The organism is Stappia sp. BW2 (assembly GCF_008107695.1).
Taxonomy (GTDB): domain Bacteria; phylum Pseudomonadota; class Alphaproteobacteria; order Rhizobiales; family Stappiaceae; genus Roseibium.
This window is the reverse complement of record NZ_VIRG01000036.1, coordinates 309,244-327,950: the sequence shown is the minus strand read 5'-3', so window position 1 is coordinate 327,950 and position 18,707 is coordinate 309,244. Positions and strand designations below refer to the sequence as shown.

The following is an 18,707-nucleotide window of genomic DNA, read 5'->3' as shown; positions in this document are numbered from 1 at the left end:
CCGACCGATGCTGCCTGCGTGAATGCGAGACCGCCTGCCATCAGGCTGGACGCTCAGAACATCCAATGCTCGCCGTTCGCCGCGAAAAGCAGATGTGGCCTTTGCTTTCCAGCGGTTGCTCCCTTTCATCAAATTCAGAAAGATCTATATTGAAGGTCCTACCTTCAAGGGGCGACGTCATGACGGCCACAGAAACGATTTCCATTCCAGATGTTCTGAAAACCGCCGAAAATTGGCGCGGTTCCGGGCGTTCCGTTGCGCTGGCGACGGTGGTTGAGACCTGGGGCTCCGCACCGCGTCCGGTCGGCTCCCATCTGGTCATTGATGCGGAAGGCAACTTCGAAGGCTCCGTCTCCGGAGGCTGTGTCGAGGGGGCGGTGGTGTCCGAGGCAATCGATGTGATTGAGACCGGCAAACCGACAACGCTGGAGTTTGGCGTTGCCGACGAGACCGCCTGGCGTGTCGGCCTGTCCTGTGGCGGACGCATTCGCGTTTACGTCGAGCCTGTCAGTTGACCCCGGATCCGAATTGATGACCACGGAAACCCTGCTCGCCTTCATCGCCGCAACAGCGCTGTTTGCCTATATGCCCGGCCCGGCCCTGCTCTACACCGCCGCGCAGACCATCGCCCGCGGACATCGCGCCGGCTTCATGGCGGCCGCCGGCATTCACCTTGGTTGCTACGCCCACGTCTTTGCGGCCGCCTTCGGCTTGTCGGCCGTCTTTAGCGCCGTGCCGACGCTCTATCTTGCGCTGAAGCTGGTGGGCGGTGTCTATCTGGTCTTTCTCGGCGTCCAGATGATCCGCACCCGCGTGGCCGCAGCCCCGGTCCCCAACCTGCCTCAAAAATCCGCAAAGCGGGCCTTTGTCGACAGCATCCTGGTGGAAATTCTCAATCCCAAGGTTGCCGTCTTCTTCATCGCCTTTCTGCCGCAGTTCGTCACCCCCGACGCCGGACTGCCGATCTGGGCGCAGTTCCTGATCCTGGGCACAATCGTCAACTGCGCCTTCACCTCGGCGGATATCATCACCGTGCTGTTTGCCAGCGAGGTGAAAAAACGCCTGACCAAGACTTCCAGGTTTCAGAGTCTCACACGCTGGCTCGGTGGATCGCTTCTGGTGGGGCTTGGACTGAAACTGGCAACGGACCGCGCATAGACCATGGATATTTCTCTGCTCAGCGAGCTGAACAAGGACCGCGCCGCACGCCGTGCGGCAATCCTGGTGACGGAGATGACGGACGGGCGGCAACGCCTTGTCCGCAAATCCGACGTTTTTTCCGCCGATCCCCTGGCGGAGGAACTTGCAAAGCGGTTCCGCTCCGGAAAATCCGGCATGATCACCGGTGAGAACGGCGAGGTCTTTCTGAACGTCTCCCTGCCAGCCCCGCGGCTGGTCGTTATCGGTGCCGTCCATATCAGTCAGGCGCTTGTGCCGATGGCCGAGATTGCCGGGCTTGATGTAACCGTGATAGATCCGCGCACTGCCTTTGCCACCGACGACCGGTTTCCCGGCAGCACGCTCAAGGCGGAATGGCCGGAGGACGTGTTGAAGGACACGCCGCTCGACGCCTTTACGGCCGTGGCCGCCGTCACGCACGATCCGAAGATCGACGATTTCCCCTTGATGGAAGCGCTGAAGACCGGCTGTTTCTATGTCGGGGCGCTCGGCAGCCGCAAGACCCACGGCAAGAGGCTGGAACGCTTTACAGACGCCGGTCTTGCACCCGAGCTGTTCGACAGGATCGACGCACCAATCGGCCTCGATATCGGTGCAGCGTCGCCGGAGGAGATCGCGGTCGCCGTTCTGGGAGCCATCATCAAGGCGCTGCGAACGGCCCCGGGAGCTGCCGCATGAAATTCGGCCCCTGTCCGCCGGAAGAAGCCGAAGGCTGTATTCTCGCACATAGAACGGCCCTGCCGAACCGTGTGCTGAAAAAAGGCCACCGCCTGAGCGGACAGGACTGTGCCGACATGACCGCCGCCGGGATCGACAGTCTGATGGTTGCCCGAATAGAGGCCGGTGACACCGGCGAGGACGCGGCAGCCGAGCGGCTTGCCACTGCCGCCGCAGGAACGGGCCTTGAAACCGACACCGCCTTTACCGGTCGCATGAACCTTTATGCTGCCACCAACGGTGTTCTGGTGGTAGATGCGGAAGCCGTGACCAAGACCAACCGGATCGACCCGGCCATCACCTTCGCGACGCTGCCAAACTATACAAGGGTTGTTGCCGGCCGCATGGTCGCGACCGCAAAGATCATCTCGTTTGCCGTGGCACAGACGCAGCTGCAGGCAGCCGAAAGCGCTCTCAAGGGCGCTGTCCATGTTGCCGGCTTCCGTCCACGCAAGATCGGCCTTTTGGCGACGCAGTTACCGCATCTGAAGCCGTCGACCATGGACAAGACCCGCCGTGTGCTGGAGGAACGGCTCTTGCCGAGCGGATCCACCGTGCTGAGCGAGCACAGGGTTCCCCATACCCAAAACGCCGTCGCCGATGCCCTGCTGGCGCTGAAGGAAGAAGGTGCCGATCTTCTGATCCTGTTCGGAGCCTCTGCCGTCGTCGACCGGCAGGACGTTCTGCCTGCGGGTCTGGACCTCGCCGGAGGCACCGTCCATCACCTGGGCATGCCGGTCGATCCAGGCAATCTGCTGATGCTTGGCAGTCTGGGCGACACTCCCGTGCTGGGGGCACCGGGCTGTGCCCGCAGTCCGAAGGAAAACGGTTTCGACTGGGTTCTCGATCGCCTGCTGGCCGGACTGGAGGTTCGCCCGGACGATATTACCGCCATGGGGGTCGGAGGCCTGCTGATGGAGATCGGAACACGGCCACAGCCGCGCGAGGGCAAACGCAAGGGCAAGGCTGACAAGATCGCCGCGCTAATCCTTGGAGCCGGTAAATCGTCCCGCATGGGTGGGCCGAACAAGCTTCTGGCGACGCTGGACGGAAAGACGCTGATCCGGCACGCGGCAGAAGCTGCAACCGATGCCGGTCTGGCACAGACCGTCTTGGTCACTGGCCATCTGGCGGAGGAGATCGGGGCCCAGGTAGACGATCTGGGCATTACACTGGTGCATAATCCCGATTTTGCCGATGGCATGGCCGGGTCCATCCGCACCGGCATGAATGCCCTTGCAGCAGACACCGATGCGGTGATCATCCTGCTCGGAGACATGCCGCGCATCGGCAGCGATGTTCTGAAAAGGCTGATCGACGCCTACCAGGAAAACGACAACAGTCTGATCGTCACGGCCACGGCGGACGGCAAACGGGGCAATCCTGTCCTGTGGGACCGGCGGTTCTTCGATGCCCTCAAATCGCTGAGCGGCGACGTCGGTGCGCGCCATATCATTGGCGACAATCCGGGATTCGTGGCCGAGGTCGAGATTGGCGCAGCGGCAAGACTGGATCTCGATACGCCCGACGCGCTGCAACAGGCCGGAGGCAAGTTACCTGGTACGGAAGGCTAAAACTTTGGCCTTTCGAAGTAAGCTGAAGCAATAAAGCCAAGCGATAACACTACATTAACCCGGTATGCACTCAGTGCAGGCCGGAATTGCCAGCTATTCTATTGCAATTTTGTGACACGCCGCTTATGTAATGCCTGCGCTTGCTGAAGGGCACCCAACAGGGTTGGACTACGGATGACGTCCCGGGCGCCGCTTACATCCGATTTCTGTCGAAAGCTGTTCGGATCCTCCCTCCCGAGGATGCTCGAGCGCTTTTGTCACTTGATTAAAAGAAGAACGAAGGAAAACGTCATGGCTGACTTCTCTCTCCCGCGTCCGGGCTGCTGCAAATGGGCAGAAGGCGATGCTGGTAACTACATCTTTCCGTGCACCACGCGCGTTGAGCCCGGTGTTTCTTATTGCACCGAACACAGTGCCATCGTCTACATCCCGCCGGAAGAGCGCCGCCGTAACCGTTCCGGTGGTGGCATGAGCCTGTCTTTCCGCCGCGCGGCGTAACGCATACAAGCTGCTTTCACCGAATAGCAGTCATTTCGTGGAACACCACGTACCTTCAAAACCCGGTCATCAGGCCGGGTTTTTTGTTGTCTGGAATTCCCGACCGCTGCGCCTTGGAAGCTTCAGCCTCCTGATAGAAAGCAACTTCCGAATAAAAGAATAAAGTATTTCGACTTAAATATTGATAGAAATACCATATATACATTTCTCAGAAAGAGACATGAACTCTCCTGTCATTTTATACCATAGTTCATACGTAGACAATTTTAGTCCATTTCGAACATTAATGCTTTGTTTTGTTTCTGTGCCGTAGAGTTATCGGGTTTGAAACTGGCTATTGACGCGGTCGTCGGAGAGGCACAGAGCATCATGAACCCTGTGAAGGGACATAACGAACAGGACCGACTGGATTCACTCGCGTCACTCGCAATTCTAAATTCTGATCGCCTCCCGGAATATGACGACCTGGTCGAGACTCTTGCCACGATCTTTGAGGCGCCGTCCGCCTTCATTTCCATCGTTGGAAAGGACGATCTCTGGTTCAAGGCCAGGACCGGCATCACTCTCGATGACACACCCAGAAGCGGAACCTTTTGCGATCAGGCGATCCTCTCGCGCGACGTGATGGTTGTGCCGGATGCTCTGGAAGACGACCGCTTCCGGAACAGTCGCCTCGTCAACGGTCCACCTCACATTCGCTTTTACGCCGGCTATCCGCTTTCACTGGACGGCACGCATATTCTCGGGGTCCTGTGCGTTGTCGATACCAGACCTCGGCAGCCAAGCGAACAGCAGCTCCGTCAATTGCGGCGGATGGGAACCATCGTGCTTGGCCTGATGAAATCTCATAGCGCCCAAAAGGACACACAGGCTGCCCTTGCAGAAGCCGAGGAACAGCAACGGCGGGCCATACGGAAAAGGGACCTCCTGGAGGAGATCACGACGGTTTCCGGTGTCGGAGGCTGGGAGTTCGATCTCGACACAGACACGTTGACCTGGACAGACAAAACGCGGGAAATTCATGAAGTCGGCAGCGACTTCATGCCAACCGTCGAAATGGCACTTTCCTTTTATGCACCGAATTGCCGCCACCAGATCTCCGATGCCGTCGTCAAATGCATTCGGGATGGTGTCCCCTGGGACCTGGAACTTCCCTTCATCACCGCTAAAGGGCGCAAGAGATGGGTTCGGACCGCAGGAAGGCCCGTTGTTGAAAACGGTCGCACGACGCGTCTGGTTGGCGCGTTCCAGGACATTACCGAGCGCAAACGGTCCGAAGAGGCCATCTTGCAATCCGAGGCCGTTCACCGGACCACTCTGGAAACCTTGAGCGAGGGCATTCTTCTCCTGAACAAAGACGGCAAGATCCAGTCGTCCAACCCTGCAGCCGCCGCACTGCTCGGCTATTGCGGCGCGGACATGCAAGGCAGGAAGCTGCAGGATCTCGAGCTGGACATCCTTTGCGAAAAAGAAACCGACGTTTCCGGCGGCACACTTTTGCAAATGGTGGCGGAAGATCCGGAGAGGGTGCGCAATGTGGTCGCAAATGTGAGCCGGCGCGGCGTCGACCGGTCCACCTGGCTGAGCCTGAATGCAAAGCCGATCGGCGACCAGAATGCCTTTGGCCTTGATGGCGTCGTTCTTTCCCTGACCGACGTTAGCGCCGTCAAGCGACAGGTTATCGCCCTTCAGGCCATCTTCGACAATCTGCCGGGCGGCCTTGTCTACTATGATCCGGAAAGACGACTGGCAGTTTGCAACAGGGACTTTCAGAGGCTTCTGCAACTGCCGCAGGAGTTCATTGATCGCAAGGCGCATCTTGTTGAGGTGGCGACCTACCTGGCCGAACGAGGAGATTATGGTCCGGGAGATCCCGGTAAACTTCTCGAAGAAAGGCTCAGGCATTTCGACAATCCCAAACCGCATATCTATGAACATGTCAGCCCTGACGGGACCCATCTGGAGGCGCGCGGCATTCCCCTGCCCAGTGGGGGACTTATCAGCAGTTTCTTCGATATTTCGGAACGCAAACAGGCAGAGCACGTTCTCCGTCATTCCGAGGCTGTCCATCGGACGACACTCGAAACGCTCAGCGAAGGCATCCTTCTGCTAACCCATACCGGCGATATCCAGTCGGCCAATCCCGCTGCTGTCGAGTTGCTTGGCTTTGCAGGCACGGACCTGGTCGGCCTGAATGTGTCCGACATCGATTTCGGGCTCCGGTGCAGCCTCAAGGGCAAGCGTGAATGTCACGCCCCCCTGGAGTTGGCGTCCCGTGACCCCGGGATAGTGCGAGACGTCGTTGCCCGCTTGATACCAGCCAATGGGCAACCACGGCGATGGCTGCGCCTGAGTGCCAGGCCCGTCAACGTGGATCAGGACTTCGATCTTGATGGTGTCGTTGTCTCGCTGACCGATATCACGGAGGCCAAGCAACAGGCCGATACGCTGCAAAGCATCTTCGACAACTTTCCAGGAGGGATCGTTCACTATGACGAAGCGTACCGGCTGGCCTCAAGTAACGAGCAGTTCCTAACCCTTCTGGATTATCCCCAGGACCTGATTGACCGCAAGCCGAGCCTCTACGACTTCTTCCACTATAATGCCGAAAGAGGTGACTACGGTCCTGGTGATCCAGAGACGCTCGCCATGGAGCGGTACAAACAATATGATTTGAAAAAGCCGCAGGTTTTTGAGCGACGTGCCGCCAACGGATCCTACATCGAAACCCGCAGTACGCCCCTGCCCTCCGGCGGCGTGATCCATAATTTCTATGACATCACCGACCGAAAGAACATGGAAGAGCAACTGGCCTCGAACGAACGGCTGGCCAGGCACCGAACCCAGGAACTCGAAGCCATTCTCGCCAACATGCGACAGGGGGTCAGTGTCTTCGACGTGCGTGGCCAGCTGACGCTGTGGAACCGGCAGTACATTGAAATCTTCAGGAAACCTGAGAGCGAGGTGCGGGAAGGCGTCAGCTTGATTGCCCTGCTTCAGGCAGAAAAAGAACGCGGTGAATTCGACGGAGATGTTCAGGAACACGTGATGGATCTGATGATCCGCCTTTCCGCAGGTGAAGTCGTCCGGTCCAAATTCCAGCATCCCGACGGCAGGATCATCAGCGCTGTGCATGCCCCCCTTCCCGACGGGGGATGGATCGGCACCCATGAAGACGTCACCTTGCGCGAGGAGGCTGCGGAGAAGATCAGGTTCGCGGCGCATCACGACACTCTCACCGGCCTGGCCAACCGCACGCTTTTCAATGCCAAGCTCGACGAAGCCCTCACGGCCGCCGCCTACAACGGGATTGCCGGTGATCTGATGATGCTTGACCTGGATAAATTCAAACCGGTCAACGACCGCTTCGGCCATGATGTCGGTGACGCGTTGCTGAAATCAGTTGCCCAGCGACTGCGCGAATGCGTGCGCTCTTCAGATCTTGTCGCCCGGCTTGGCGGCGACGAATTCGGGATCATCCTCACGGGAACCGGCTCCGGCAATGCCGGAACAGCAGAGATTGCCGACCGTATTGTCCGCAAGCTCGGCGCACCGTTCGTCGTTCACGACAACATCATCACGGTCGGGGTGAGTGTGGGCATTTCGCCTATCACCGGTGCCGAACTCGATCCCAGCCCGGTCTTGAAGCGTGCGGACCTCGCACTTTACGAGGTGAAGAGAAACGGCCGGAACGGCTTCAAGTTTTTCGAAGAGGATGGCTCCGTTCAATTCGCCCGAGCCTGAGCCTTTCGCTGTGCTTGCCCGCAATCCAGTTTGCGTGCCAGCTTGCTGGCGGAAATTGAACCCCGTCAGCCCCGCGTTCCCCCTTCCCAAAAGCAAAAACGCGGCCCGTTTCCGGACCGCGCAATTGACTTGAGCTTGAGATGTCGGATCAGGCCTTTTTGAGAGCCTCGACAACGTCCTTCAGCTGACCCAGTGTCATTTCGGCCTTCTGACGCGAGGCATCGTCCTTGGCGTCGGCAACATCTTCCTGCGCATTCGCGATAGCTTCATCGAGCTGCTCGCGGCTGATCTCGCCAACCGGTACAGCCTGTTCGGCCAGAACGGTGAGACCGCCTGCGGCAACGTCGGCAAAGCCGCCGCGCACAAAGTATTCGTCCCAGCCACCAGCTTCGCTGCGCACCTTCAGGATGCCCGGCAGAATGGTGGAAATGAACGGGGCATGGTTCTTCAGAACGCCAAACTCGCCTTCGGAGCCCGGTACAACAACCTCGGCAACCTGTTCGGAGAGGAGCTGGCGCTCCGGCGAGACCAACTCAAACTGGAAAAGTTCAGCCATTTGGCGTCTTCCTTGTCAGTCTAACTCTGATGGCAAGCCATCAAACATGAAGAAGACGGACGCCCGAGACGGGCGTCCGGTCAATTCGCCGATCAGGCGGCTTCTGCTGCCAGGCGCTGTGCTTTCTCGATGGCTTCATCAATGGAGCCGACCATGTAGAAAGCTGCTTCCGGCAGGTGGTCGTATTCGCCTTCGACCAGACCCTTGAAGCCCTTGATGGTGTCTTCGAGAGCAACCAGCTTGCCCGGAGAACCGGTGAAGACTTCAGCCACGAAGAACGGCTGGGACAGGAAGCGCTCGATCTTACGGGCGCGGGCAACGGTGAGCTTGTCTTCTTCAGACAGTTCGTCCATGCCCAGGATGGCGATGATGTCCTGCAGAGCCTTGTAGCGCTGCAGTGTCACCTGAACCGCACGAGCCGTTTCGTAGTGCTCTTCACCGATGATGCGGGCATCCAGCATGCGGGACGTGGAGTCCAGCGGATCCACAGCCGGGTAGATGCCTTTTTCAGCGATCGAGCGGTTAAGAACCGTCGTTGCGTCCAAGTGAGCAAAGGTCGATGCCGGCGCCGGGTCGGTCAAGTCATCGGCCGGAACGTACACGGCCTGCACGGACGTGATCGAGCCCTTGTTGGTGGTCGTGATACGCTCCTGCATGCCGCCCATGTCTGTGGCCAGCGTCGGCTGGTAGCCCACAGCGGACGGGATACGGCCGAGAAGTGCCGACACTTCGGAACCTGCCTGGGTGAAGCGGAAGATGTTGTCCACGAAGAACAGCACGTCCTGGCCCTGGTCACGGAAGTGTTCTGCAACGGTCAGACCGGTCAGAGCAACACGTGCACGGGCTCCCGGGGGCTCGTTCATCTGGCCGTAAACCAGAGCAGCCTTGGAGCCATCTCCGCCGCCTTCCTTGTTCACGCCGGATTCGATCATTTCCCAATAAAGGTCGTTACCTTCACGGGTACGCTCGCCAACACCGGCAAACACGGAGTAACCGCCGTGCGCCTTGGCGACGTTGTTGATCAGTTCCATGATGAGAACGGTCTTGCCCACGCCGGCACCGCCGAACAGGCCGATCTTACCACCCTTTGCGTACGGAGCCAGAAGGTCAACGACCTTGATGCCCGTCACAAGGATTTCAGCTTCGGTGGACTGTTCGATGAACTCCGGAGCTTCCTGGTGGATCGCACGCTTGCTTTCGTGCGGGATCTCACCGGCTTCATCGACCGGCTCGCCGATCACGTTCATGATACGGCCCAGGGTGCCGTCGCCAACCGGCACCACGATCGGTGCATCGGTGTCGACCACTTCCTGACCGCGCACCAGACCCTCGGTGGAGTCCATCGCGATGGTACGTACCGTATTTTCGCCAAGGTGCTGAGCAACTTCGAGCACAAGACGTGTGCCCTGGTTGTCAGCTTCAAGAGCGTTCAGGATCAGCGGCAGGTGGTCATCGAACTTGACGTCGACAACGGCGCCGATGACCTGGGTGATCCGTCCGACCTTTTTGTCAGCCATATCCCTAATCCTCGTCTCGATCCCGTTAGAGCGCTTCCGCGCCCGAGATAATTTCAATCAGTTCCGTCGTAATCTGAGCCTGACGCTGGCGGTTGTAGCTGATCGTCAGTTTGTCGATCATTTCGCCGGCGTTGCGGGTCGCGTTGTCCATTGCGGACATACGTGCACCCTGTTCAGACGCAGCATTTTCCAGAAGTGCCCGGAAAATCTGAACGGAGATGTTGCGCGGCAGCAGATCCGCAAGGATCTCTGTCTCTTCCGGTTCATATTCGTAAACCGCATTGGCGCCTGCGCCTTCGTCAGAGCTGCCAGCCTCGAAGTGGGCCGGGATCAGCTGCTGAGAGGTCGGTTCCTGTGCGATCACGGATTTGAAAGTCGAATAGAACAGCGTGCAAACGTCGAACTCGCCATCGTCATACATGGAGAGAACTTCGCGGCCGATTTCGTCCGCGTTGTTGAAACCGACGTGTTTAACACTGCGCAGGTCGATGGTCTTGATGATATGCTGGCCGAGTTCGCGCTTCAGGGCGTCGTAACCCTTCTTGCCGACACAGATGATCTTGACCGTCTTGCCCTGCTTCAACAGGCTGCGCGCCTTTTCGCGCGCAAGCTTGGCAATGTTGGTGTTGAAGCCCCCGCAAAGCCCGCGTTCGGCAGTCGCAACGAGCAGGAGATGAACCTGATCGTTGCCGGTGCCGGACATGAGCTTCGGAGCGTCGTCGCGCCCCTCGAAGGCCACCGCGAGGTTGGCCAGCACCGCACCCATGCGTTCCGCATAGGGGCGCGCGGCCTCCGCAGCTTCCTGAGCACGACGCAGCTTCGCCGCGGCCACCATTTGCATGGCCTTGGTGATTTTCTGCGTCGCCTTAACGGAAGCGATGCGGTTTCGTAAGTCCTTCAGGCTCGGCATGGCCGCCCCTGCTCCTTATCCCGGCGTGGTCTTAAGCGAAGTTCTTGGCGAACGCGTCGATGGCAGCTTTCAGCTTGCCGGTCAGCTCGTCGTCGAGTGCCTTCTTTTCCCAAATGGCGTCAAGCAGAGCCTTGTGGTCGCCACGGAGGAACAGAAGCAGACCTTCTTCGAAGTCTCTCACGCGGTTGACCGCAATCGCATCCAGATAGCCGTTCACGCCGGCATAGATGACCGCGACCTGTTCTTCGGTCTTCAGCGGCGAGAACTGCGGCTGCTTCAGAAGTTCGGTCAGACGCGCACCGCGGTTCAGCAGGCGCTGGGTCGTGGCGTCGAGGTCGGAGCCGAACTGGGCAAAGGCCGCCATTTCGCGGTACTGAGCCAGTTCACCCTTAATCGGGCCGGCAACCTGTTTCATCGCCTTGATCTGAGCGGAAGAGCCCACGCGGGACACCGACAGACCGACGTTCACAGCCGGGCGGATACCCTGGTAGAACAGGTCCGTTTCCAGGAAGATCTGACCGTCGGTGATCGAGATCACGTTGGTCGGAATGAACGCGGACACGTCGTTGCCCTGGGTTTCGATGACCGGCAGAGCGGTCAGAGAGCCCTTGCCATGTTCGTCGTTCAGCTTCGCCGCACGTTCCAGCAGACGGGAGTGCAGGTAGAAAACGTCGCCCGGGAAAGCCTCACGTCCCGGCGGACGACGGAGCAGCAGGGACATCTGACGGTAGGCCACGGCCTGTTTGGTCAGATCGTCATAGCCGATCACGGCGTGCATGGAGTTGTCACGGAAGAACTCGCCCATCGCGCAGCCGGCGAACGGTGCCAGGTACTGCAGCGGAGCAGCGTCGGAAGCGGTCGCAGCGACAACGATGGAATATTCCAGCGCGCCGGCGTCTTCCAGGGTCTTCACGAACTGAGCAACGGTGGAGCGCTTCTGGCCGATTGCAACGTAGATGCAGTACAGCTTTGCGTCTTCGTCGTCGGTAGCGTGCAGCGGCTTCTGGTTCAGGAAGGTGTCGAGAATGATCGCGGTTTTACCGGTCTGACGGTCACCGATAACCAGTTCGCGCTGACCGCGGCCAACCGGGATCAGGGCGTCAATGGCTTTCAGGCCGGTAGCCATCGGCTCGTGCACGGACTTGCGCGGCAGAATGCCAGGTGCCTTGACGTCCACGCGACGCTTTTCGGTCGCCTCGATCGGGCCCTTGCCGTCGATCGGGTTGCCGAGCGGGTCAACGACGCGGCCCAGAAGGCCCTTGCCGACCGGCACTTCCACGATGGCGCCGGTCCGCTTGACGGTGTCGCCTTCTTTAATGCTACGGTCGGAGCCGAAGATAACGACACCGACGTTGTCGGTTTCCAGGTTCAGGGCCATGCCCTTGATACCACCCGGGAATTCGACCATTTCACCAGCCTGGACCTTGTCCAGACCATAAACACGGGCGATACCGTCACCGACGGAGAGCACCTGACCGACTTCAGAAACTTCGGCTTCCTGGCCAAAGCTCTTGATCTGGTCCTTGAGGATTGCGGAGATTTCCGCGGCCCGAATATCCATCAGCCGACCTCTTTCATCGCGAACTTGAGTGAATTGAGCTTGGTACGCAGCGATGTGTCGATCATGCGGGAGCCGACCTTGACCACGAGGCCACCGATCAGGGCAGGATCAACCTTTGCCACGATGTTTACGGATTTGCCCGTGGAAGCCGAAAGGGCTTCTTTCAGGGCGGTGACATGCTCGTCGGACAGAGCGGCTGCGGAGGTTACCTCAGCCGTTTCCTCACCCCGCTGCTGTGCAAGCAGGGAGCGGAATGCCTTGATCATGTCGGGAAGAACGAAGAGGCGCCGGTTACGGGCTGCCAGCTTCACGAAATTAGCAGCCAGGCCTTTGATGCCTGCCTTGTCGAGAAGTGCGGTAAGCGCTGCAAGCTGCTCCTCCACACTGAATACCGGGCTTTTCACGAGACGGACGAGATCTTCGCTTTCGGCAATCATGCCTTCAAAAGCTGTCAGATCCCGCTCCACGTCAGCCGTTACGCCATCGCCTTCGGCGAGGTCGAGAAGGGCGGACGCATAACGCTGTGCCACGCCGGATACGAGAGATACGTTGTCAGTCACCAGGTCCGTGCTCTCTGACGTTTTTCATGCCCGCGAAACGGCTAGCGCTTGCAAAGCATTGAAAAAATGAATGATTTCAAGGTCAGAAGGTATGACGGTTAAACCGCTGCCCCCAAAGCCGCGCCTCAATTAGCACAGGGTTTCCCAGTGTGCAACTTCGCCTAAAGACTGTTATTGCCGATTCCTAGGTGTTTTTTGCCAATGGTCGATAAAAAGCCTTTTGGATCAACGTGTCCGCACCGTCATAAACCTTTAGACGGTTTTCCGCCGATCCGCCGGAAACGCCTTTTCTGAAGGGCTTTCGGGCCGGTTGCCGAGAGCATTTTTGCCGCAACTGCACAGACTTCCCATTTATCGCCACCTTCAGCTTCGTTCCAGCCGCCAACCATTGCCTCCGGGCTGCGACCGATTCTTTCCGCAAGAAGGCCATGACAGGCGGCCCTTTCCGAATGCCTTGCGTCCTCCCTAGAGAAAATGCTGCGGGTCTATGTCGACCTGCAGACGCAAGCCCTTCGTGGGTTTGGGGCCCGTGCTCAGCCAATGGCGCAGATAGGCCTGCAGATCGTATTGGCGAGGCGCCATTGCCAGGAGGCGGAAACGATAGCGCCCGCGCACCATGGCTAGGGCGGCTTCCGCCGGCCCCAGCAGCGTGACGGCCTGATCGGGCGGTGCAGCGCGGGCAAGGGCACGGGAAAAGCCTTCCGCAAAGGTTCTGTCGGGACCCGACACGATAACAGCGGCAAGGCGGCCGAACGGCGGCAGGCCCGCGGCCCGCCGCGCCTCGATTTCGGCCTGATAAAACGCCTTCTTGTCGCTGGAAAGCAATGCCCTGATGACAGGGTGATCCGCATTGTAGGTCTGCAGGAAGCCCTTGCCGCCTCCGGTCACACGGCCCGCTCGGCCTGTCACCTGGGCCAGCAGCTGAAAGGTTTTTTCCGCGGCCCTCGGGTCGCCATGGGCAAGGCCCAGGTCCGCATCCACCACGCCAACCAGTTTCATCAGCGGGAAGTTATGCCCCTTGGCGACAAGCTGCGTGCCGATGACGATATCGGCCCCGCCTTCCTCGACAATCTTCATTTCCCGCTTCAAGCGGTCCGGCCCGCCGGCAATGTCGGACGAGAGCACCAGAACCCGCGCCTGCGGAAAACGCTCCGAGACTTCTTCGGCGATTCTTTCCACGCCGGGACCGCAGGCAACGAGACTGTCTACCGATTGGCAGGACGGACAAGCCTTGGGGACCGGCTCCTGATGGCCGCAGTGGTGGCAAACGAGCTTTTTCTGAAAGCGGTGCTCCACCAGCCAGGCGCTGCAATGGGCACACTGGAACCGGTGACCGCAGGTACGACACAGCGTCAGCGGTGCATAGCCTCGCCGGTTGAGAAACAGAAGGGACTGTCCCCCTTCGGCATAGGTGCTGGCGATGCCTTGCACCAACCCCGGGGCCAACCAGCGGCCCCGCTCCGGTCCGTCCTGGCGCATATCGATGGCCGTAAGCTCCGGCAAGGCAGCACCGGAGGCCCGCTCGGGCAGTTCGAACAGCTTGTAGCGGCCGACCTCCGCATTGACGATGCTTTCCACCGATGGCGTTGCCGAGGCCAGAATGACCGGAAAGCCGGAGAGATGACCGCGAACCACAGCCATGTCGCGCGCACTGTAGGGCACGCGGTCGTCCTGCTTGAAAGCCGCGTCATGCTCTTCGTCCACGATGATCAGGCCCAGATCCTTGAACGGCAGGAACAGGGCGGAGCGCGCGCCGATGACGACCTGGACATCGCCGGAGGCAACGCCGCGCCAGACCCGGGACCGATTCTTGACCGTAATCTGCGAGTGCCACTCGGCCGGATAGACCCCGAAGCGTTGTTCGAAGCGCCGCAGAAACTGCTCCGTCAGCGCGATTTCCGGCAGCAGCACCAGGGTCTGCTTGCCCCGGCGCAGCGCTTCGGCAATCGCCTCGAAGTAGACTTCGGTCTTGCCCGAACCGGTGACACCGTCGATCAGGGCAACGGTGCTTCCCTTGCCAAAGCAGGCCGTCAACCCGTCTACCGCGACCTGTTGCGCCGGGGTCAAAGGTTTTTGCGCATAGTCCAGTTGCGGTTTTGGCGGCGGGGGAGCCGCCGGCATCAGAACCGTTTCGAGAACCTCCTGCTGCAGCAGTCCGTCGATGACGGAGGTGGAAACACCTGCTGCGTGAGCAAGGCCGCTCTTCGTCCAGGCAAAACCATCTTCCATGGTCGCCAGAACACGTCCGCGCGCCGGCGTCAGGCGTTCCGGTTCCGCGCCTTCAATACGGCGGACACCGGGAACGGGGGCTTCCGGTTCCAAGGCTTCTTCAGAGCGCAGCACCATACGCAGCACCATGCCCGGCGCGCCAAGCGTCCAGTTCGCCACCCAGTCGACGAACCGGCGCAGATCGGCATCAAGCGGCGGCGTGGTGTCGTAGACGTGGGAAATGGTCTTCAGTTTCTTCGGATTGATGGCAGCATCCGGCTCGATGTCCCAGACCGCCCCGATCACCTCTCGCGGGCCGAGCGGCACCTTCACGATGGTGCCCGGAACCACGGATTTCCCGGGAGGCACCTTGTAGGTATAGGCCCCCGCAACCGCGACCGGCACCAGCACGCTGGCAATGGTTTCCTGGAAATCTGGATCGTCGAACAGCACTGGACGTCAGGTCCTCATCGCTCCGGGAAAAGGCACGCAACCATGTGCCGAGCATGGTCCGGACCCAGGCGAGACATTGCCCGTCCGGCCTCTTGGATCAAGCCTCCCAATTCCTGAGGTACGTACCGCAAAAATTTCGTCCACCGGAGAATCAGGGGTTCTTCTTGTCATCATCCTAAGGTAAAGAGAGCTCAGCTGACCACGCAATCGTTTTGTCCCGCACGGCGGGACCAGGTTTCCGGCGCCGCTCCGGTAGCCCTACAGGGAGTAAAGACAGATGAAATTCTTCGTCGATACGGCCGACACGGCTGAAATCAAGGAACTGGAATCCACCGGTCTCCTCGATGGCGTGACCACCAACCCGTCGCTGATCGCAAAATCCGGCCGGGACTTCAAGGAAGTCATCGCCGAGATCTGCGCCATCACCGAAGGCGACGTCTCTGCTGAAGTGGCTGCAACCGATTTCGACACAATGATCAAGGAAGCGCACGTTTTGAGCGCGATCGCGAACAACGTCGTCATCAAGCTGCCGCTGACTTTCGATGGCCTGAAGGCCTGCAAGCAGCTGACCGAGGAAGGCACCAAGACGAACGTCACCCTGTGCTTCTCGGCTAACCAGGCCCTGCTCGCCGCGAAGGCGGGAGCAACCTACATTTCGCCGTTCATCGGCCGTCTGGACGATATTCACGCCGACGGGCTGGAGCTGATCCGCGAAATCCGCGTGATCTACGACAACTACGGCTTCGAAACGGAAATTCTGGCCGCTTCGATCCGCACGCCGAACCACGTCAAGGATTGCGCCATCATCGGTGCCGACGTTGCAACCGTACCGCCGGCAACACTAAAGGCACTGGTCAAGCATCCGCTGACCGACAAGGGCCTGGAAACCTTCCTGGCCGACTGGAAGAAGACCGGCCAGAGCATTCTCTGACCCCATCCCTGCCAGAACAGGCGCGGCCCGGATATCCGGGCCGCCAGACTGCCGTCTTTCCAAATTCCGGAACGATTCGATTGCCGGGAAGCGCCGATGGGAAAGAACGCGCGACAGCCGTGCAAACCGGCGCCCCATCGGCAATCTTCTGAACGTACGGTGCTTGTCTCGATGACGCGGCCAACGCGAACGTTGGGGCAACGTACGGAAATACGCCCGCCCGAGCCCAAAAACACCCCAAAAGCGGCACCGCGTTAACCGAACCGTTGGGGATGAAGCGCCAAGGTGATGTCATGTGCGCCGCATCTTCCACGTCCGATTCGCTTCTCGTTTGTGCCCAGCCGGAGCTTAACCGGCGCGTCGACCAATGGCTGGACCACCTCTGCGACGAGCGGCGCCTTTCAGACAAGACGCTGCTAGCCTACGAGCGCGACCTTCGGCAGTTCCTGCGGTTCCTGACCAACCATCTGGGCGGGGCACCGGACCTCAAGGAGATTGCAACGCTTAGGCCGGCCGATTTTCGGGGCTTTCTGGCAAGCCGCCGCCGGGATGGCGTGCAGAGCCGGTCTCTTGCCCGCGGCCTTGCCGGGATTCGTTCCTTTCTGAGATTTCTGGAGCGGCGCGGAGAAGTGAACGCCGCAGCTTCCGCTGCCGTGCGGCCGCCGCGCCAGGCACGCTCCCTGCCGAAACCTGTCTCCTCCAAGGATGCCATCGACGTGACCAGCGGTGAGCTGGCGATGGAAAGCGAGCCCTGGCTGGAAGCCCGCAATGCTGCCGTCCTGACCCTGCTTTACGGTTGCGGCCTGCGGATTTCAGAAGCGCTGTCGCTGACCGGTGCCATGGCCCCGAAGACCGGCGCAAAGACGCTTCGTGTCGTCGGCAAGGGCGGCAAGGAACGGATCGTGCCGATCCTGCCTGCGGTTTCTCAGGCAGTCGAGCATTATCTGAAGCTCTGCCCCTATGCGATCTCACCCGAAGGGCCGCTGTTTCTTGGCGCGCGCGGCGGACCACTCAACCCGCGCATGATCCAGTTGGCGATGGCGCGCCTGCGCGGCGCACTCGGACTGCCCGACAGCGCAACCCCGCATGCCCTGCGCCACTCGTTTGCCACGCATCTGCTGGCCGGCGGCGGCGACCTCAGAACCATTCAGGAGCTGCTCGGCCACGCCAGCCTTGCCTCGACACAGATCTATACCGAAATCGACAGCGCCCATCTGCTGGCCGCCTACGACAAGGCACATCCGCGCCGGTAAAGGTCAGTCAGCTTTCGGAAATCCGTAGACCGTCCGCTCCAGGCCGTCTGGAAACAGGTCGCGCGCAATCGGTTCGCCGCCAAGTTTGCGCACCAGCCCCTTCGCTGCCTCGTTGTCATCCTTCATATGCGTTTCGACCAAGGGCCAGCCGTACACCTGGTAAGCGTGGCAGATCGCCACCTCGGAGACTTCCACCGCCGCACCGGTGCCGCGGGACTGCGGCATCAGCCACCAGGTCAGTTCCCGCCTTGGCCAGCCTTCCGGCCAGACAAAGCCGCACCCGCCAATGATGTTCCCTCCTGCTTTCGGTTCGATCACCCAAATGCCGTAGCCGCGCAATTGCCAGTGGCCAAGGTGGCCTGCCAGCACCCGCCAGGCCATGTCCTCACGCAGGGGGCCGCCATAAAAGCGTGACGCCTCACCATCCGCATAAAAGGCCCTGTAGACGGGAAAGTCCGTTTTTGCCGGCAGGCGCAGGCGAAACCGGGGCGTTTCAAGTGTTTGCATGGCAAGCCTCTGTTTGGTGAAGGGAAATTGGTTCGAATCCCGGGATGCGCCAACTCCGTTGTAGCCGCTGCCGCCACAAACGGTTAGGTTGCTGAAAGAGCTTTTTTTCACCGGGAGATAACGAATGCGTCTGTTTCTGCTCGCAGCCGGTCTTCTTCTGATGTCGGCCGTGCCCTCGGTGGCGCAGCGCGTCTATTGTCCGCTTCCTGAAGATGGCGTCTGGGTTTATCCGGATGCCAAGCCGAAGGAAATCTCGCGCATTGAAGTGGACAGCCGATGCGAGAACGAGGCCGTGCATGTGCGTGTACGCGCCTTCACGTCGTGTATCCCGCGCGATTGCAAATGGGGCTGGACCAAAGCGGAGATGCGCTCCGATGGTGCCATTCAGGTGTTGCTGATCGGCTTTCTGAGCAGCAAACAGCTCACCTTGCGCGCCTTTGGCGATCTTCTGGATGTCCACGTGATCAACGTTGTCAACGATCTGTCGGAACCACGCACCGAAAACACCTACAATCTCCAGCGCAAGTAGCCGGCAAGGG

At 59.9% G+C, this 18,707-nt stretch carries 16 protein-coding genes; 9 read left to right on the top strand and 7 right to left on the bottom strand.

Annotated elements, in window-relative coordinates:
- Positions 1 to 179 precede the first annotated feature (179 nt).
- The 6 genes from FMN63_RS01725 (at position 180) to FMN63_RS01700 (ending at position 7,712) form a co-directional block, all read left to right on the top strand.
- Entirely contained in the window at positions 180 to 515 is a 336-nt protein-coding gene (locus tag FMN63_RS01725) for an XdhC family protein (RefSeq protein WP_162529958.1), read from the top strand.
- A 16-nt stretch (positions 516 to 531) separates the two neighbouring features.
- On the top strand, positions 532 to 1,158 hold the full coding sequence (locus tag FMN63_RS01720; RefSeq protein ID WP_148582213.1) for a LysE family translocator: 627 nt from the start codon (positions 532 to 534) through the stop codon (positions 1,156 to 1,158).
- A gap of 3 nt (positions 1,159 to 1,161) precedes the next feature.
- Positions 1,162 to 1,857: an XdhC family protein gene (locus FMN63_RS01715; RefSeq protein ID WP_148582212.1), complete on the top strand. Its 696-nt coding sequence runs from the start codon at positions 1,162 to 1,164 to the stop codon at positions 1,855 to 1,857.
- Positions 1,854 to 3,470 (top strand): NTP transferase domain-containing protein, encoded by a 1,617-nt coding sequence (locus tag FMN63_RS01710; RefSeq protein ID WP_148582211.1) that lies wholly within the window; start codon positions 1,854 to 1,856, stop codon positions 3,468 to 3,470. Before FMN63_RS01715 ends, FMN63_RS01710 begins: the two co-directional genes overlap by 4 nt.
- A 291-nt stretch (positions 3,471 to 3,761) precedes the next feature.
- A complete protein-coding gene (locus tag FMN63_RS01705; protein ID WP_148582210.1) occupies positions 3,762 to 3,968 on the top strand; it encodes a hypothetical protein in 207 nt (68 codons plus the stop codon).
- 324 nt (positions 3,969 to 4,292) lie between these two features.
- Positions 4,293 to 7,712: a PAS-domain containing protein gene (locus FMN63_RS01700; protein WP_148582209.1), complete on the top strand. Its 3,420-nt coding sequence runs from the start codon at positions 4,293 to 4,295 to the stop codon at positions 7,710 to 7,712.
- A 148-nt stretch (positions 7,713 to 7,860) separates the two neighbouring features.
- Here FMN63_RS01700 and FMN63_RS01695 read toward each other — a convergent pair whose 3' ends face one another.
- The 6 genes from FMN63_RS01695 to FMN63_RS01670 form a co-directional block, all read right to left on the bottom strand.
- On the bottom strand, positions 7,861 to 8,268 hold the full coding sequence (locus tag FMN63_RS01695; protein WP_148582208.1) for a F0F1 ATP synthase subunit epsilon: 408 nt from the start codon (positions 8,266 to 8,268) through the stop codon (positions 7,861 to 7,863).
- A gap of 92 nt (positions 8,269 to 8,360) precedes the next feature.
- On the bottom strand, positions 8,361 to 9,785 hold the full coding sequence (gene atpD / locus FMN63_RS01690; RefSeq protein WP_148582207.1) for a F0F1 ATP synthase subunit beta: 1,425 nt from the start codon (positions 9,783 to 9,785) through the stop codon (positions 8,361 to 8,363).
- Positions 9,786 to 9,810: 25 nt separating this feature from the next.
- A complete protein-coding gene (locus tag FMN63_RS01685) occupies positions 9,811 to 10,695 on the bottom strand; it encodes a F0F1 ATP synthase subunit gamma (RefSeq protein ID WP_148582206.1) in 885 nt (294 codons plus the stop codon).
- 31 nt (positions 10,696 to 10,726) lie between these two features.
- Entirely contained in the window at positions 10,727 to 12,256 is a 1,530-nt protein-coding gene (gene atpA / locus FMN63_RS01680; protein ID WP_148582205.1) for a F0F1 ATP synthase subunit alpha, read from the bottom strand.
- Complete coding sequence (locus FMN63_RS01675; protein WP_148582204.1) at positions 12,256 to 12,816, bottom strand: F0F1 ATP synthase subunit delta; 561 nt, start codon at positions 12,814 to 12,816, stop codon at positions 12,256 to 12,258. Before FMN63_RS01675 ends, atpA begins: the two co-directional genes overlap by 1 nt.
- A 465-nt stretch (positions 12,817 to 13,281) precedes the next feature.
- Complete coding sequence (locus tag FMN63_RS01670) at positions 13,282 to 15,477, bottom strand: primosomal protein N' (RefSeq protein ID WP_148582203.1); 2,196 nt, start codon at positions 15,475 to 15,477, stop codon at positions 13,282 to 13,284.
- A 277-nt stretch (positions 15,478 to 15,754) separates the two neighbouring features.
- Here FMN63_RS01670 and fsa point away from each other — a divergent pair, with 277 nt between their 5' ends.
- Positions 15,755 to 16,408, top strand: a complete 654-nt coding sequence (gene fsa, locus FMN63_RS01665) for a fructose-6-phosphate aldolase (RefSeq protein WP_148582202.1) — start codon at positions 15,755 to 15,757, stop codon at positions 16,406 to 16,408.
- A gap of 293 nt (positions 16,409 to 16,701) precedes the next feature.
- Entirely contained in the window at positions 16,702 to 17,661 is a 960-nt protein-coding gene (locus tag FMN63_RS01660) for a tyrosine recombinase XerC (RefSeq protein ID WP_148582201.1), read from the top strand.
- 3 nt (positions 17,662 to 17,664) lie between these two features.
- Here the strand turns inward: FMN63_RS01660 and FMN63_RS01655 are convergent, their stop codons facing one another.
- A complete protein-coding gene (locus FMN63_RS01655; RefSeq protein WP_148582200.1) occupies positions 17,665 to 18,168 on the bottom strand; it encodes a GNAT family N-acetyltransferase in 504 nt (167 codons plus the stop codon).
- Between the two features lie 124 nt (positions 18,169 to 18,292).
- On the opposite strand from FMN63_RS01655, the gene FMN63_RS01650 reads away from it, so the two are divergent.
- Entirely contained in the window at positions 18,293 to 18,697 is a 405-nt protein-coding gene (locus tag FMN63_RS01650; protein ID WP_148582199.1) for a serine/threonine protein kinase, read from the top strand.
- Positions 18,698 to 18,707: the final 10 nt, after the last annotated feature.